This window comes from Mycolicibacterium cosmeticum (assembly GCF_000613185.1).
GTDB classification, from domain to species: Bacteria; Actinomycetota; Actinomycetes; order Mycobacteriales; family Mycobacteriaceae; genus Mycobacterium; species Mycobacterium cosmeticum.
In genome coordinates this window covers 1,990,646-2,005,262 of sequence record NZ_CCBB010000003.1, presented here as the reverse complement: position 1 = coordinate 2,005,262, position 14,617 = coordinate 1,990,646, and the positions used below count along the sequence as shown (strand labels likewise).

At 67.3% G+C, this 14,617-nt stretch carries 18 protein-coding genes; 11 read left to right on the top strand and 7 right to left on the bottom strand.

Annotated features, from left to right (window positions below; translation table 11 throughout):
* Positions 1-71 precede the first annotated feature (71 nt).
* The gene (locus BN977_RS28995) at positions 72-827 is read right to left on the bottom strand and encodes an SDR family NAD(P)-dependent oxidoreductase (RefSeq protein ID WP_036403436.1); all 756 of its coding nucleotides are present in this window, start codon (positions 825-827) and stop codon (positions 72-74) included.
* 60 nt (positions 828-887) lie between these two features.
* Complete coding sequence (locus tag BN977_RS28990) at positions 888-1,661, bottom strand: SDR family NAD(P)-dependent oxidoreductase (RefSeq protein WP_036403433.1); 774 nt, start codon at positions 1,659-1,661, stop codon at positions 888-890.
* 432 nt (positions 1,662-2,093) lie between these two features.
* Here BN977_RS28990 and BN977_RS28985 point away from each other — a divergent pair, with 432 nt between their 5' ends.
* Positions 2,094-2,993 (top strand): alpha/beta fold hydrolase, encoded by a 900-nt coding sequence (locus BN977_RS28985; protein ID WP_036403430.1) that lies wholly within the window; start codon positions 2,094-2,096, stop codon positions 2,991-2,993.
* Here BN977_RS28985 and BN977_RS28980 read toward each other — a convergent pair.
* Positions 2,990-4,123, bottom strand: a complete 1,134-nt coding sequence (locus BN977_RS28980; RefSeq protein WP_036403428.1) for a glycoside hydrolase 5 family protein — start codon at positions 4,121-4,123, stop codon at positions 2,990-2,992. The two genes, BN977_RS28985 and BN977_RS28980, sit on opposite strands and share 4 nt — an antisense overlap.
* A 303-nt stretch (positions 4,124-4,426) precedes the next feature.
* On the opposite strand from BN977_RS28980, the gene BN977_RS28975 reads away from it, so the two are divergent.
* From BN977_RS28975 to BN977_RS28965, 3 genes are read left to right on the top strand one after another with little or no spacing between them, the layout of a single operon-like run.
* The gene (locus BN977_RS28975; RefSeq protein WP_024450626.1) at positions 4,427-4,795 is read left to right on the top strand and encodes a SpoIIAA family protein; all 369 of its coding nucleotides are present in this window, start codon (positions 4,427-4,429) and stop codon (positions 4,793-4,795) included.
* A 20-nt stretch (positions 4,796-4,815) separates the two neighbouring features.
* Positions 4,816-5,526 (top strand): SDR family oxidoreductase, encoded by a 711-nt coding sequence (locus tag BN977_RS28970; RefSeq protein WP_084172783.1) that lies wholly within the window; start codon positions 4,816-4,818, stop codon positions 5,524-5,526.
* Positions 5,519-6,448, top strand: coding sequence for a lytic transglycosylase domain-containing protein (locus tag BN977_RS28965; RefSeq protein WP_036403426.1), 930 nt, complete (start codon positions 5,519-5,521; stop codon positions 6,446-6,448). Before BN977_RS28970 ends, BN977_RS28965 begins: the two co-directional genes overlap by 8 nt.
* Positions 6,449-6,499: 51 nt before the next feature.
* Here the strand turns inward: BN977_RS28965 and BN977_RS28960 are convergent, their stop codons facing one another.
* Complete coding sequence (locus tag BN977_RS28960; protein WP_306372268.1) at positions 6,500-6,949, bottom strand: hypothetical protein; 450 nt, start codon at positions 6,947-6,949, stop codon at positions 6,500-6,502.
* 340 nt (positions 6,950-7,289) lie between these two features.
* Between BN977_RS28960 and BN977_RS28955 the strand changes: the two genes are divergently transcribed.
* Positions 7,290-7,766: a DUF2231 domain-containing protein gene (locus BN977_RS28955; protein ID WP_036403424.1), complete on the top strand. Its 477-nt coding sequence runs from the start codon at positions 7,290-7,292 to the stop codon at positions 7,764-7,766.
* 13 nt (positions 7,767-7,779) lie between these two features.
* On the opposite strand, the gene BN977_RS28950 is transcribed toward BN977_RS28955, so the two are convergent.
* Together BN977_RS28950 and BN977_RS28945 are read right to left on the bottom strand one after the other, a co-directional pair.
* Entirely contained in the window at positions 7,780-8,556 is a 777-nt protein-coding gene (locus tag BN977_RS28950) for a M48 family metalloprotease (protein WP_165576381.1), read from the bottom strand.
* 104 nt (positions 8,557-8,660) lie between these two features.
* Positions 8,661-9,038 (bottom strand): BlaI/MecI/CopY family transcriptional regulator, encoded by a 378-nt coding sequence (locus BN977_RS28945; protein ID WP_036403421.1) that lies wholly within the window; start codon positions 9,036-9,038, stop codon positions 8,661-8,663.
* Positions 9,039-9,169: 131 nt separating this feature from the next.
* Here BN977_RS28945 and BN977_RS28940 point away from each other — a divergent pair, with 131 nt between their 5' ends.
* The 6 genes from BN977_RS28940 to BN977_RS28915 all read left to right on the top strand — a co-directional run bounded on the left by BN977_RS28940 (position 9,170) and on the right by BN977_RS28915 (position 13,766).
* The gene (locus tag BN977_RS28940; protein WP_036403419.1) at positions 9,170-10,567 is read left to right on the top strand and encodes a wax ester/triacylglycerol synthase family O-acyltransferase; all 1,398 of its coding nucleotides are present in this window, start codon (positions 9,170-9,172) and stop codon (positions 10,565-10,567) included.
* Between the two features lie 28 nt (positions 10,568-10,595).
* Positions 10,596-10,853, top strand: coding sequence for an SHOCT domain-containing protein (locus BN977_RS28935; RefSeq protein ID WP_036403418.1), 258 nt, complete (start codon positions 10,596-10,598; stop codon positions 10,851-10,853).
* Positions 10,854-10,862: 9 nt separating this feature from the next.
* Positions 10,863-11,879 (top strand): zinc-binding alcohol dehydrogenase family protein, encoded by a 1,017-nt coding sequence (locus tag BN977_RS28930; RefSeq protein ID WP_036403415.1) that lies wholly within the window; start codon positions 10,863-10,865, stop codon positions 11,877-11,879.
* 64 nt (positions 11,880-11,943) lie between these two features.
* Complete coding sequence (locus BN977_RS28925) at positions 11,944-12,360, top strand: pyridoxamine 5'-phosphate oxidase family protein (protein ID WP_036404772.1); 417 nt, start codon at positions 11,944-11,946, stop codon at positions 12,358-12,360.
* A gap of 14 nt (positions 12,361-12,374) precedes the next feature.
* A complete protein-coding gene (locus BN977_RS28920; RefSeq protein WP_036404770.1) occupies positions 12,375-13,250 on the top strand; it encodes a universal stress protein in 876 nt (291 codons plus the stop codon).
* 42 nt (positions 13,251-13,292) lie between these two features.
* Positions 13,293-13,766, top strand: a complete 474-nt coding sequence (locus BN977_RS28915; RefSeq protein ID WP_051562017.1) for a GNAT family N-acetyltransferase — start codon at positions 13,293-13,295, stop codon at positions 13,764-13,766.
* On the opposite strand, the gene BN977_RS28910 is transcribed toward BN977_RS28915, so the two are convergent.
* Positions 13,737-14,573, bottom strand: coding sequence for a universal stress protein (locus BN977_RS28910; protein WP_024450638.1), 837 nt, complete (start codon positions 14,571-14,573; stop codon positions 13,737-13,739). The genes BN977_RS28915 and BN977_RS28910 overlap by 30 nt on opposite strands.
* Positions 14,574-14,617 lie beyond the last annotated feature (44 nt).

Sequence of the window (14,617 nt, the reverse complement as noted above, 5' to 3'; positions counted from 1 at the left end):
ACCTCACAGCGTTGCGCCTCATCGAGCACACGCACCGCCGCAACCAGCTCGGGGCACTGCGACGAGCGGTGTCAGTGGGCGGTCAGCCCACCGTCGACGACGAACTCAGCTCCCGTGACAAATGACGATTCGTCGCTGGCGAGAAACACCATGACGGGCGAGATCTCATCGGGACGACCGGCCCGCCGCATCGGAGTGCGCACGATGTCGGGTTGCTGATCGCCCTGCTCGTCGAGGATCTCTTCGATCATCGGCGTTGCGATGACGCCGGGGTGAACAGAGTTGACCCGTACACCGCGTGTGGCGTATTCGACGGCGGCCGTCTTCGTCAACAGTCTCACTGCACCTTTTGACGCATGATATGCCGCAGCACCGCCACCACCGATCAGACCGAGGACCGACGACGTGTTGATCACCGAGGCGTTGCCGCTGGCGCGCAGAAGCGGCATGAACGACTTCATGCCGAGCCAGGTGCCCTTCTGGTTCACCGCAATCACGCGGTCCCACGAAGGTTCATCGGCGTCTTCTACGCCCTCCCACGCCACGATCCCGGCGATGTTCACCAGCACATCGAGGCGGCCGAAGCGTTCTTCAACCAGCGCAACCGCGTCGTTCCAGTCGCCGGCCTTCGATACATCCACGACAGCACTTTGGACTGCTGCGCCGTAACTGGACAGCCGCTCTGCAAGCGTTGACAGTGTTTTGGCGCGAGCATCGGTCACCACCACTCGGGCACCCTCGCGCAGAAAACTCTCCGCGGTCGCCGTGCCGATCCCCCCGGTAGCGCCGGTGAGCAAAGCCACTTTTCCGTCCAGACGTCCCGTCATCAATCTGTCCTCCTGTCAATGGTTTTGGCCACATGCGTCGGCCAGCGCGATGCCGCCACATCAGGCGGCCGTGAAACCGCCGTCGGCTGCGACCACGGCGCCGGTAATGAAGCTGGACCGCTCCGAGACAAGGAAACCGATCACCTCAGCGATTTCTTCTGGTTGGGCGACGCGACCAAGCGGGTGTGCGCCGGCGAAGGACCGAAGGTACTCGCGGCTGTCGTCTCGGAAGTTGTCGAGCATGTCGGTCTCGATCACTCCGGGGGCCACAAGGTTGGCCCGGACGTTGTGAGCACCGCCTTCGAGTGCGATGACCTTCGTCAGCTGGGCGAGGGCACCCTTCGACGCGGAGTATGCGGATCCCTCTGGCAGTCCCACAGTGCAGGCGTAAGAACCGACATTGACGATGGTGCCGCGACACTGATCGTGCATGACCTTGAAGGCTTCACGCGCGTGCAAGAAGGCACCACGGACGTTGATCGACATCAATTCGTCCCAGTCCTCGACGGTGGTATCAGTCAACGGTTTGTTCAACGTCCGACCAGCGTTGTTGACAAGAATGTCCAGACGACCGAAATGTTGTACCGCCAACTCGACGGCGCGAATAGCCGAATCTTCGACCGCGACGTCAGCCTCTAGGGCGATGACGTGATCATACTGCTCAGCAAGGTGATGCACCTCAGGCCGAATGTCTTCGGCCAGTAGCTTCACTCCCCTGACGCGTAGCCAGTGCACTGTTGCCGCGCCGACCCCTCGCGCTGCTCCGGTAACGATAGCCACCGCACCGTCAAGACCATCCCCTGATTCGACAGGATGCGTGGTGTCGCCGACCATACCCGTTCTCCTTGCATGTATTCGGGGGGTTGAAAGATGTTGCCTGCAGCTTCGGGTGACTGTGAGCCGCCTTGCGCCTGGACAAGCCGACCGTGTCGAAGTCGCGAAGCCGGCCTGACGGGATGCCCAGTTCTGATTCTGGGCGAGAGTCAAATCTCCTGCCAGGACGCCGGTTGCCTAGGAGTCGCACACCCAGGAACGTCTGCGCCCCACTTCGTCGGTCACCGTGTTCTCGGGAATGATGTGCCCTGGGTTGCATGGAGTCGGTTTGCTTGACTCTGGTCAGGACATCCACCGAAGGAGCCGCGTCCATTCCCGGATGTCCTCGCAGCGCTCGGCTGAACGGCACAGTCGAAATCACTGGTCCCGCCGCCGGGCGGTCAGGCCGGGAACGCGTCACACGACACACGACCACCCTTGTATGGTCAAACAATGGCCGACCCCCGTGTCCTGGAATTCGACCTGCCCCACCTGCGCCTGACGGCGCTGGAATGGGGCCCATCCGACGGCCGGCTCGCGCTGTGCGTACACGGTTTCCCGGACAGCGCCCACAGTTGGCGGTATGTGGCTCCGTTGCTGGCGGATAAGGGATTTCGGGTGCTCGCGCCGTTCACCCGTGGCTACGCGCCCACCGGTCCGGCACCCGACGGGGACTATCACCTCGGCGCCCTGATGTCCGACCTCATCGAACTGCACTCCGCGCTCGGGGCCCCCGCTGACGCCGTGCTGATCGGCCACGACTGGGGCGGGTGGACCGCCAACGCGCTGGCCGCCTCCCCCGACTCCCCCTTCGCCGCCCATATCGCGCTGGCGCTACCACCCATCCGGGCCATCTCGAACGCATCGCTCGGGCTGGCGCGGGCGGCGAAGATGGGAGCCCGCCAGCTCCGGATGAGTTGGTACATCCTGTTCTTCCAGACACCCCTGGTGCCGGAGCGGGTGCTCGACCGCGTCATCCCCCGGTTGTGGAAGGACTGGTCCCCGCCGGGCACCGACGTCGACGACGATGTCGCCAGGACGCTCGCCGCGCTGCCCACTCCCGCCCATCGCCGTGCCGCCGTTGGCTACTACCGCGCCAACATCCGGTTCACGCCGGCCTCCAAGCCCTACAAGCAGCTACACCGCTACCGGCTGAAGCTGCCGCGGGTCCCCGTTCTCTTGCTGCACGGCGATACCGATGGCTGCATGCAGGTGGGTTACCTGGACGGCGCGCTCGACTTGCTACCACCCGGCAGCAAGATCGAAATCATCCCCAACGCAGGGCATTTCCTGCAAGTGGATCAGCCCGAGGCGGTTACTGCGGCCATCCTGGACCATCTGCGCCAGGGCTAGGTCTGTCCGAGCCGTCCGGTCAGTGACTGAATGGTCTGGATCTCACTGTCCCGGTAAGCGCGCCCGTCGGGATAGAGCAGGTCGTGGAACCACAGCTTGGGTTCGGCCGGGGACGGGTGATCCCAGGAATCCCACGGGAAATAGGTCTGCGTCTTGCCGGCCACCAGCCCCCAGTTGTACATCGCGATGTTGCGGCGCTTGGCAATCGGCAGAATCGACTCGATGGTGCTGCCCTCCGGGCGAGCCAGGTACTCCGTGCACAGCAGCGGCCGCCCCAACGGTACGAGCTCGTCGACGCGGTCTTCGAAGTCGGCCGGCTTGCCGTAGGAGTGGAAGCTGATGACGTCGGAGTTGTCCAACTGGATGCGGGCCATCGCGCTGAGGCTGCCCGGCGCCCAACTCCCCTGCCAGACCCCACTGGTCAGGGGCTGGACCGGATTGACCGCCCGCGCCCACTGGAACACCTGCGGCAGCAACGCCGTCACCAGCGCGATCTTGTCGGGGCGTTCCGTCTTGCGGTAGACCTTCGCCGGGTTGTCAGGCTCGTTCCACAGATCCCAGCCCAGCACCCGGTTGTCGTTACGGAACAGGCTGATGACACCGGTCACATAGTCGTACAGCACATTCCGGTAACGCTGATCGCTCAGCAAGGCCGCCCCGGGACTCTGCACCCAGCCCGAGTTGTGCACACCGGGAACCGGAGCGTGCTGCGGGCCCAGCTTGGGATTCGGATCCCAGCACGAGTCGAAGAAAACGAACAGCGGCTTGATGCCATGGCTGGCCGCGATGCCCACGAACTGGGCCAGCTTGCGCGCAAACCCCGAACGGTCCTGGGTCCAGAGCTGGTCGTGCAGGAACACCCGCATGGTGTTGAACCCGATCTGCCGGGCCACCCGAAGTTCGCCATCGATGCGCCGCGGGTCGTAGGTGCCTGACTGCCACATCTCGATCTGGTTGATGGCGTTTGCCGGGATGTAGTTGGCGCCTACCAGCCAATCTTGAGCTTTGTACCAGGCATTGGCTCGCTCCGCCGGCCACCGCCCGGGATCTGCCGAGGCGAAGGGGGTTTGGGTCAGCGCCGCGCCGGCGGCCAGTAGAAGGGGCAGTTTGAGGGCGGTACGACGATCCACTGTGTGAACATAGTTTGCCAACACTCTCCTTACGGTCTCGCTTATCGAATAGCAACCAAGGGGCGCGGGAATCGTTATAACCGGGCCCGGGACGCGGGGAACGTCCGTATCATTCGGCTGGTGCGGTACCGCGCTCGCCGTGACGTCCCCGGTGCTTCTTCGCTGCGCCGGCGCTATGTGTTACGCCGACCCACCCGGCCCCACATCAGCCGATACGACGGAGTACCCGCCAGATGGCTTCGGTATCCGTCGTTTTCGCGACAACGACGAGGCGGCCGGTCCGATGAGGAAAACGGAGGTCCCATGATCGAGGTGATGTCGGATATGCCCGACGGCGTGACCGGGATCCGGGTGTCGGGCCGGATCAGTGGTGATGATCTGCGCGCCTTCACCCCGACCATGGAGCGGCTGGGCAGCTCGGGCGAGATCCGGATCGTCGAAGTCATCGCACCGGACTACGAAGGCTTCGGCCCCGGCGGACTCGCGGCCGACCTCAAGCTGGGCTTCGGCGCCCTACTACAGCACCATTCGGCGTTCAAGCGGATCGCCGTGGTGTCGGACAAGGATTGGGTGCGCCACACTCTGCACGCTCTGGCCTGGATGGTCCCCGGCGAGCTGGCGCTGTTCACCCTCGACGAGCTGGCCGAGGCCAAGAAGTGGGCCGCGGGTTGACCATGTCGCACGGACCATCGATGGCCGGACGAACGGTCGTGCTGGTCGGCGGAAGTGCCGGCATCGGACTTGCCACCGCGCGTCGGGCCCGCGCCGAAGGCGCCGAGGTGATCCTCACCGGGCGCGACCCCAACCGGCTCGCCGCGGCCGCGGCCGACGTCGATGCCCAGCACACCGCGGCATTCGACGCCACCGACACCGTGGCGTTGGCCCGCTTCTTCCAGGAACTTCCCGGGCCGATCGACCACGTGCTCGTCACCGCGGGAGGGCCGCGTTATCGACCGATGCTCGATATAAGCGAAGACGAGATCCGTGAGGCGCTCAGCGGTCACGCCGTGCTCGGACTGGAGGTCGCCCGCCATGCCCGCTCCAGGATCCGGCCCGGCGGCAGCCTGGTGTTGATGGGCGGGACCGGCGGCCGCCGTATCGATCATCACCTCGGAATCGTCTCTGCCGCAACGGCAGTGCTCCCGCCGTTCACCGCGGCGCTGGCGCTGGAACTCGCACCCATCCGGGTCAACCTCATCGCCGCCGGATTCGTCGACACGCCGCTTTCGGCGTCATTGCTGGGTGAAGGGCTGGATCAGCGCCGGCAAGAACTGGCCGCGACGCTGCCCATCGGACGGGTGGTTCAGCCCGATGACGTCGCGGCGCTGGCGGTTCATCTCATGGTCAACACCGCACTGACGGGCGCGACCTACGACATCGACGGCGGCCAGCAGTATGTCTGACGCGGTGATCAAGCCGGCACTCGCCGCGGTGCTGGTCCTACTCGCCGGCTGCACCGCACACTCACCGGGCGCCACCGCACCGCCGCAGGCGTCGTCATCGCCCAGCCGATCCCCCAGCGCCGCCCCGCTCGACGCTTCGACGGTGCCCGGCGCGCAGCCGCTGCTGGCCGACGATCCGATCCAGCTGGCCGACGACCTGATCGCCGATGAGCGAGCGTTGCGCGACCCGGCCACGCCGGAGCCGGCAGCGATCGATGCGGCGCGCCGTCAACAGGTGGCCTACCGCTCCATCGGCCGTCACCCGGAATGGGATGCGCTCATCCGACCGCGGATCACCGACGATCTCCTGGAAACCTACGACCGCAACGTCGACGCCCGCCGCCAACTCGCCGCCATGGCCCGTCCCAAGGACACCCTGCCGGCATGGACCATCACGGCTGCCCCGCCGGCCGAGGAGTTGCTGGCCGCCTACCACGAAGCCGAAGCGGACTCCGGTGTCGGCTGGAACTACCTTGCCGCGATCAACCTGGTCGAAACCCACTTCGGCAGCGTCTCAGGCGATAGCACCGCGGGCGCGCAGGGCCCCATGCAGTTCATGCCCGCCACGTTCGCGGCGTACGGCAACGGCGGCGACATCCGATCCCCGCGCGACAGCATCATGGCCGCCGGGCGTTATCTGGCGGCCAACGGTTTCGCGCACGACCCCGACGGTGCCCTGTTCCGGTACAACCACGCCGACGAATACGTGCGGGCGGTCACCGACTATGCCGCGCTGATCGGCGCGGACCCGGCCGCATTTCCCACCTTCTACCGTTGGGATGTCTACTATTTCACCACCGCAGGCGATGTGGTGCTGCCGATCGGTTACGCCGCCGATGCACCGACGCCGGTGGCCGATTACCTGGCCACCCATCCCCAGTAGCGCGCGACGGCCGCCCCACCGCAACGATGAGGCGGCCGCCGTCGTGGCGAACTAGAGCCGGACGAACGTATTCATCTCGTCATCCCACACGCCCCAGGTGCCCAGATCCGGGTTCCAGACGATCGTCATGCCCGTCGCCCAATCCGGAAGCTCCGGTTGCGCCGGCGCATCCGTCGGCGGGGTCACCGGCGTCGTCACCCACGCTGGTGCCGCCGGGAACGAGATCCGGTCCTGCGGCAGCGGGCCGCCGTGCCCCGGAGGGGGCAGGTAGCCCTGACCCGGAGGCAGCGGGGTGCCCGGCTCGCCGGCGTTCACGCCCGGGCCGGTCACGGTGGTGGGTCGCGGCGCCTGCGTCCGGTCAGCGCCGCCGGAGTTGTCGGAATTACCCGGACTGGTCGGACTCGGCGGCGGGGTGTGCGGATCGGCCTGAGCCAATCCGACTCCCAGGCCGCCCAAGCCGAGCAAACCAGCGGTGGCGATTCCAGCTGCGAAAGTCTTCATCTGCATCACATGTACCTCCGAAATACGTTGGAGTGCGGCCCGAGTCGGTGCAGCACTCGACGTGCACTTTCTGCATGTGACCCGTTGGCATCGGATGCATGCCCAACGGCTGAGCCCCCGCCCGCACGCCGGGATATCCCGTCACCCGGTAGGTAAACCTGTGAATTTGATGGGCGTCGGCGTGGATGAGCACGCTCGTGCGACGGAAGACCCCAACAATCGCTGGTGACGCCGCATCGTTGCGGGTGCCCAGCCAGGATCCCTCCAGTGACATCACAGGCCCAACTACTACTAACTGTGTAGTATCACGGTTGTCGGATCAGTCATACGGAGGCAACGGTTGTCGACTATTGAGGGGCTGCCTGCCCACGTCCTGTTCGTGCATTTCATCGTGGTACTGGCGCCACTGACCGCCGTGCTGGCCATCGTCTGCGCCGTGTGGCCCGCGGCGCGCCGACGGCTGGTCTGGCTGGTCGTCGCCCTGGCCGCGGCGACCACGGTGTTGACACCGCTCACCACCGAGGCCGGGGAATGGCTCGAACACCAGACCGAACGCACACCGCTACTGCATGAACACGCCGAACTCGGCGACACCATGGTGTATTTCGCGGTGGCGCTGCTGGTCGCAGCGGTGCTGCTCGCCGTCGTCCACCTGCGCGAAACCCGCGAACGCCCGGTCAAGCCGCTTCTCGGCTGGATTCTGGCGGCGGTCATCGTGATCACCGCTGTCGCCACCACGGTTCAGGTGGTCCGGATCGGCGACTCGGGTGCCCGATCCGCTTGGGGTGACGCGGTGGCGTCCACGTCCGGGCAGTGAATCGCCTTGACGGTCAGCCGATTACCGTCGCGGGCGACTCGCCGGCTTCCGGTGCCAGCCGATCCTGGATGACATCGCCCGCCAGATAACTCTGGCCACTCAGCACGAGGGCGACAAGGCCCGCGGCCAGCACCGCACGGCGGCGCTGGCGTTCCGGCGGCGCACCCGTGAGCGCCATCACCCGCACGCGTGCGTCACTCGGCCGACCGGTGATGTGACAGACGTCCGGCGCGACCACACGTGCACACAGCAATGCGGCGCGGGCAACGGCTTGTGCTGCGGTGCGGCGATCGCGGCGCGCGGCGTATTCGTCGGCGCACCGTTCGGCGGCCAACCGCACCACATGGCACCACGGCCTCAGCATCGGATTGATCCGGGCCGCCAGTTCGACCGCTTGTACATGCACATGGTGACGGTGACGCAGATGCGCGCGCTCGTGGTCGATCACCGCGCGACGCTCATCGGCGGTCAACGCGTCCGTCAAACCGGTCGTGAGCACGACCAGCCCGCCGGAGCGCCCGGGCACCGCGAACGCGTCCGGACGGTCGTCGTCGAGCACCAGGACCCCGGTCTCATCGCGGCTATGACCACGAAAGGCTCGATTAGCTCGGACCGACGTCCGTACGTTTCGCGCGTGCCGGACGGCGAGCAACACAGCGGCTGCTGCAGCGACGGCCAACACCGAACCCGCTGCGCGGCCGGCAAATTCGGATTGGTTCCACAGCACCGTGGCGCCCGCGACCAGCGATACCCAACTGCTCACCGCCACCGTGACCGCCAGCCAGGCCACCACCGGTACCTGCCAGTCGGGGTGAAACCTCGATGCCAGCCGCGGCAACTGCCACGTCAGCACCGCTGCGGCCAGCCACGGCGCACTGAGCAGTATGACGACGTTCACCGCGGCTCACCATCGGTCTCGTTGCGGGACAGTACTTCTCGAAGCAAGGCCTCGTCCTCGGCAGAGAGGCTGGCCACAAAGCTGGACAGCACATCCGCGCGGGCGTGCTCGCCGTCGAGCTCGCGGCGCATGCGCAGCGCCGCCTGCAGGGCCGGGAGGTCACCCGGCGTGGCCGCAAGCCGGTACCGGTGCGACCGGCCCGAGCGCTGCCGGGTCAGCGCCCCCTTGTCGGCCAGCCTGGTGAGAACCGTCATCACCGTGGTGTACGCCAGATCGGCATCCAGTTCGGCGCGCACCTCGGCCACCGTCATCGCCGCTCCTCCGGCCATGACGGCGATCACCGCGCTTTCCAGATCGCCTCGGTCTCTGCGCACCGCCCGCTCCTTTCATGACGAGCATAAGGCCCGGGGCGAGCGAAGCACTGCTGGCGAACGGGTGACCTAATGCCCTAGCCACGCGTGGTGGCTCGATTCAAGCTGGGGGTGTTCGAGAACGAGGAGAAGTGATGACCGGTCGTCGCCTGAGCGTCCTGGAAACGGGCTACCTGCAGGCCGAGGATGCCGATGGCCACGTGAGCCTGGCGCTCGCCGCGCTTGCCGTGTTGGAGGGCCCCGCGCCCGATACGGCCACCCTGCTGAGGACGCTGGACGAACGCACCGCCGAGCTTCCGCGGTGCCGGGAAGTGCTGCACGAGGTGCCGATGAGCCTGGCCGCACCGCACTGGGTGGTCGACCGTTCCTTCGACATCACCCATCATGTTCGGCACGTGGCCGCCGCGTCACCCGGCGACGACGCCGCGGTGTACGCCATCGTCGGGCAGGCAATGGAACGGCGGCTGGACCGCTCCCGACCGCTGTGGGAATGCTGGGTGATCGACGGCCTCGCCGGCAACCGGTGGGCGATTCTGATCAAGATCCATCACAGCATCGCCGACGGCATCGCGGCGACCGCGATGCTGGAGCGGATCTGTGACGATGGCGCGGCGGTGGTGTCGGCGATGGAACATCCCCGACCCGCGGCCGACCGCGGCCACCCGTGGAGCCTGAATCCGGTCGACTGGCTGCGAACGGCGGTGCAGGTCTCCACGGATGCGTCCCGGACCGCGCTGCGGGTCGCGTCCGGTGCGACCGAATTGGCTTCCGCCCTGTTCGCCTCGACGCCGCGGTCCTATACCGGCCCGCTGAGTGACCTGCGCAACTACAGTGCCGCGCGGGTGCGGCTGGCCGATGTCCGCATGGTCAGTGAACGGCTGGGGGTCACGGTCAACGACGTGGCGCTTGCCGCCGTTGCCGACAGCTTTCGTTCGGCGATGCTGCGGCGCGGCCAGACGCCGCGGGCCCACTCCCTGCGGACGGCGGTGCCGGTCTCGCTGCGCACCCCGGATGCGTTGCACATCCCCGACAATCGGATCGCGGTCACGCTGCCGCAGTTACCGGTCGAGTATGCCGACCCGCTACGCCGACTGCAGGCGGTCCACGAGCGGATGACGGCAGTGAAAACGGGCGGGCAGATCGGCGCGGGTGCGCTGGCCGTGGCGGCGGCCGGGCTGCTGCCGTACGCCATCACCGCGCCGGTCGTGCGACTGCTGAGCCGGCTGCCGCAACGCGGGGTGGTCACCGTCGCCACCAATGTGCCTGGACCGCATCGACGGGTGCGGTTCGCGGGATGCGAAATTCAGGCGTTGCTCCCCGTTCCGCCGATCGCCGTGCATCTTCGCACCGGCATCGCCATCCTCAGCTACGACGACGAACTGGTCTTCGGGGTGATCGCCGACGTGGACAGTCCCATCGGCCCCGACGAACTGGCCCGCGGAATCGAGGCCGGGGTGGCGCACGTGGTGTCCATCGCCTCGGCCGCTCGACACTCACGGCGGCTGGGCAATCTCCTGTTACTGGCCGGCTAGGCCTGCGGCACAAGCGAAACGGAGGCGCATGATGTTCTACGACCACGATATGGGCTGGTGGGGTTTCGCCGGGATGGGGGTTGGCATGGCGGTGTTCTGGGCCGCCGTCCTGTTCGGCGTCATCGTCGCCGCGGTGTACCTCATCGGAGAACGCCCGTCCGCCGCCCCCAAGGGGCATCAGCCGTCCGCCGAGGACATCCTGGCCGGCCGGTTCGCCCGCGGCGAGATCGACGAGGCCGAGTACCGGCAACGCATTACCGCGCTGCGGGACCACGCCCAGCGCTAACGTGTGGCCATGGCAGCCCCCACGATGCGGGCCTGGCGGGTCCGCACGCCCGGACCCGTGCGCACCCGACCGCTGGAGTTCATCACCACCGCGGTCGGCGAACCCGACGGCGACGAGGTCCTGATCGCCGTACACACCTGCGGGGTGTGCCGCACCGACCTGCACGTCACCGAGGGCGATCTGGCCGTACACCGACCCCACGTCACGCCCGGCCACGAGATCGTCGGTGAAGTCGTCGCTCTCGGACCGGCGGCCGCCGGCGTGTCCGTCGGTGACCGGGTCGGGGTGGCCTGGCTACGGCACACCTGCGGGCAATGCCGCTACTGCCTCGCCGGTCGGGAAAACCTCTGCCCGCAATCGCGTTACACCGGATGGGACGCCGACGGCGGCTACGCCGAATACGTCACCGCCCCGGCACCGTATGTACACCGCCTGCCCGCGGGTTACTCCGATGCCGAACTCGCGCCGCTGCTGTGCGCCGGCATCATCGGCTATCGCTCGCTGCTGCGCGCCGACCTGCCTCCCGGCGGGCGCCTGGGCATCTACGGTTTCGGCGGCAGCGCGCACCTCACCGCTCAGGTGGCCCTGGCCCAAGGAGCCGAAGTGCACGTGATGACCCGCGGGGACGCGGCTCGCGACCTCGCGCTGGCCTTGGGCGCCGCCTCGGCCCAGGGTCCGGCCGATCGCCCCCCGGTACCGCTGGATTCGGCCATTCTCTTTGCACCCGTTGGCGATTTGGTCCTGCCCGCCCTGGAGGCGCTCGACCGCGGCGGCACCCTGGCGATCGCCGGTATCCACCTCAGCGACATTCCCACGCTGAACTATCAACGTCATCTGTTCCAGGAACGCCAGGTGCGGTCGGTGACGTCGAACACCCGTGCCGACGCACGCGAGTTCCTGGCCTTCGCCGGGCGCCACCACCTTGCGGTGAGCGGACCCGAGTACCCACTGGATCGGGCCGACGCTGCGCTGGTGGACCTGAGCTCCGGCCGGATCGCCGGCGCGGCGGTGTTGCGCGTCGGCTGAGGGCCTGACTGGGGACTTATGGCCCTGCCGCACCGCCGACCGGATCCGTAATGTCGCGACCATGATGTCAGAGACCACGCCGGTGACCGTCCTGTCCGAGAGTGAATGTTGGAGCCTGCTCGGCAGTGTGACACTGGGGCGCCTCGTCACCGATGTCGACGGAGAGCCCGAGATCTTCCCGATCAACTTCGTTGTGCAACACCGCACGGTACTTTTCCGCACGGCGGAGGGCACCAAGCTGACGAGCGCCGCGATCAACAGAAATGTGCTGTTCGAGGCCGACGACACGACGATCAGCGAAGGCTGGAGCGTCATCCTCAAAGGCGTGGCCCAGACGCCCCGGACCGACGACGATATCCAGGACGCCGAACGCGCCTGGCTGTATCCGTGGACGGCCACTCCGAAGCCGCATTTCGTGCGGATCCGGCCGCTGCGAATCACGGGTCGGCGCTTCGTCTTCGGTCCCGAACCCGGCCACTGATGTCGGACGACGGGATGTCCCGGTCGAACGTCGACCAGGCGATCGTCGTCGCCGTCGACCGGTCGCCGGCGAGCCGGGCCGCGATCGAATGGGCGGCCGAGGAAGCGCTCCTGCATGTGCGGCCGTTGACGTTGGTACACGCCGTCGCGCCGGTGTACGTGGACACGCACGATCCTGTCCTGCGCGCCCGCATCCAACGCTGGCGCATACATTGCGCCAGAGAGCTTCTCGCCGAAGTCAAGGCTCATCTCGTGGAGCGCACGCCGCTGGATGCCGAGGCGGTATCGACGGTGCTGCAGGTGGCCCAGCCCGTCCACCTCCTCACGGAGGTCTCCGGACATGCCGCGATGCTGGTGCTGGGCAGTCGTTTCCATGGATCGTGGGGTGGCCGGCGTCTCGGCTCGGTCAGCGCGGCGTTGTGTTACCGCGCGCACTGCCCGGTAGCCATCGTGCACACACATGATCACGAAAGGGAAAGCGCACCCGTTCTCGTCGGCGTCGACGGGTCCGCGGCCTCCGACCACGCCGTGACCGTGGCCTTCGAAGAGGCCGCTCGCCGCCGCGTCGGCCTGGTGGCGGTGCACGCCTGGAGCGACGAGCATGTCCTGCAGCTGATCGGGGCCGACTGGGATCGCTACCGCGCGGACGCCGAAACGGCGCTGCACGCCGCCCTGCGGAACACGCGGGCGCGATACCCCGACGTGACGGTCACCGAGAAGGTCTTCTGCGATCGCCCAGCCCATTGGCTCATCAAGGAAGCCGAGCACGCCGGTCTGGTGGTGGTGGGTAGCCATGGCCGAGGCGTCGTATCGGCATTGGTGAACGGCTCGGTTGCCACCGCGGTAGCCGAGCGCGCCGATGTCCCGGTGATCGTCACCAGGGGCGGGTGAATGGGGAGCCAACTCGTCTGTCTGCTCGACGGAGCAACGGCGATGGTGCGACCGCTGACCGCCGCCGATTTCGATGCGGTTGTCGAGCTGGCCGATGCGCTCAGTGACGAAGACCGCTATCTCCGCTTCTTCACCCTCCACCCGTCCCACATCGCCGACTGGGCCCAGTCACTGACCGATCCGCCGGCGGGCGCCGTCGCACTGGGCGCCTACGACCATGGCGAACTGGTCGGCGTGGCCAACTACATCCCGACGAAGGAGCCACACCGCGCGGAGGTGGCGGTTCTGGTGGCGCGTTACCAACACGATCGAGGTGTGGGAACGGCATTGCTGGGCAGGCTGATCGAGATTGCCCGGCAGACCGGGGTGGAGCATTTCGTGGCCGAGGTGCTGGTGGAGAACAACCCCATGTTGCGGCTGATGACCGACTCGCACCTACCGATCGCGATACAGCGGTGCGATTCCGTGCTCAATGTGGACGTCGATCTACGCGCGATCCCGCAGAACCAGCAGTGAGCAATCGGTACCCCGCAGAATCGCCGCGGTCACCGGATCGACGAGCTGGGCGACGAGCTCCGGGTCGTCGGCCTGCGCGATGACGAGCTGGTCGATGTCCGCGCTCTGGGCGAGCAGATCGGTGACATCCCCGGGCCTGGGCAGTACACACACCAGGATGCCTGCGTCGTCGGGGTCGCGCTCGTCGAGGTATGCCTTGATCTTGGCCCGGATGTGCTCGGACCGCTCCGACTCCGCGGGCCATGGGGTGAGCGCCAGGATCGAGGCGTCCCGCAGGCTGGCCTCGTCGATCGCCTTCTGCAAGATGGCCCGAGGGTGCGGCCGGTCATCGAGGACGGCCACCACCCACCGGTGCGGTCCCGGGGCCTCACGCGCGTGCCGGCGGTGCACGACCGCCACGGAGCATTCGGCCGCCTGCGCCACCAGCGCAGCGGTCGACCCCCGCCGTCCCGGCCCGGAATCGTGAGTGCCCTTCCAGCCCAGGCACATCAACCCCGCCGAACGTGACGCTTCGGCCAGCACGTCCACCGGATCTCCTTGCAGGATGTCGGTCTCGACCTTGACTTGCAGTCCGCTGGCGTTCAGCGTGTCGGTGACCGACCGCAGCGCATCGGCGGCCTCCACGGCCACCGCGTCGGAGTCGGGGTCATCGGCTTCCACGACATAGATCAACCGCAGCGGAACTTGGCGGCTCACCGCTTCCTCGGCGGCCCAGAAGGCAGCCCGCCGAGCGAATTTGGATCCGTCGATCCCGACGACAATGGGCAGCGGCGAGGACGGCGACGAGGGCTGCGATGGAGAGGTCATGATGCACTTTCGGCTGGCTGGACGACTGCGGGTCACCTTCACGC

Coding starts and splice junctions, on each gene's coding strand:
- BN977_RS28995 (WP_036403436.1), bottom strand. CDS start 827: ATGACGGGACGTCTGGACGGAAAAGTGGCTTTGCTCACCGGCGCTACC.
- BN977_RS28990 (WP_036403433.1), bottom strand. CDS start 1,661: ATGGTCGGCGACACCACGCATCCTGTCGAATCAGGGGATGGTCTTGAC.
- BN977_RS28985 (WP_036403430.1), top strand. CDS start 2,094: ATGGCCGACCCCCGTGTCCTGGAATTCGACCTGCCCCACCTGCGCCTG.
- BN977_RS28975 (WP_024450626.1), top strand. CDS start 4,427: ATGATCGAGGTGATGTCGGATATGCCCGACGGCGTGACCGGGATCCGG.
- BN977_RS28970 (WP_084172783.1), top strand. CDS start 4,816: ATGGCCGGACGAACGGTCGTGCTGGTCGGCGGAAGTGCCGGCATCGGA.
- BN977_RS28965 (WP_036403426.1), top strand. CDS start 5,519: ATGTCTGACGCGGTGATCAAGCCGGCACTCGCCGCGGTGCTGGTCCTA.
- BN977_RS28960 (WP_306372268.1), bottom strand. CDS start 6,949: ATGAAGACTTTCGCAGCTGGAATCGCCACCGCTGGTTTGCTCGGCTTG.
- BN977_RS28940 (WP_036403419.1), top strand. CDS start 9,170: ATGACCGGTCGTCGCCTGAGCGTCCTGGAAACGGGCTACCTGCAGGCC.
- BN977_RS28935 (WP_036403418.1), top strand. CDS start 10,596: ATGATGTTCTACGACCACGATATGGGCTGGTGGGGTTTCGCCGGGATG.
- BN977_RS28930 (WP_036403415.1), top strand. CDS start 10,863: ATGGCAGCCCCCACGATGCGGGCCTGGCGGGTCCGCACGCCCGGACCC.
- BN977_RS28925 (WP_036404772.1), top strand. CDS start 11,944: ATGTCAGAGACCACGCCGGTGACCGTCCTGTCCGAGAGTGAATGTTGG.
- BN977_RS28920 (WP_036404770.1), top strand. CDS start 12,375: ATGTCCCGGTCGAACGTCGACCAGGCGATCGTCGTCGCCGTCGACCGG.
- BN977_RS28915 (WP_051562017.1), top strand. CDS start 13,293: ATGGTGCGACCGCTGACCGCCGCCGATTTCGATGCGGTTGTCGAGCTG.
- BN977_RS28910 (WP_024450638.1), bottom strand. CDS start 14,573: ATGACCTCTCCATCGCAGCCCTCGTCGCCGTCCTCGCCGCTGCCCATT.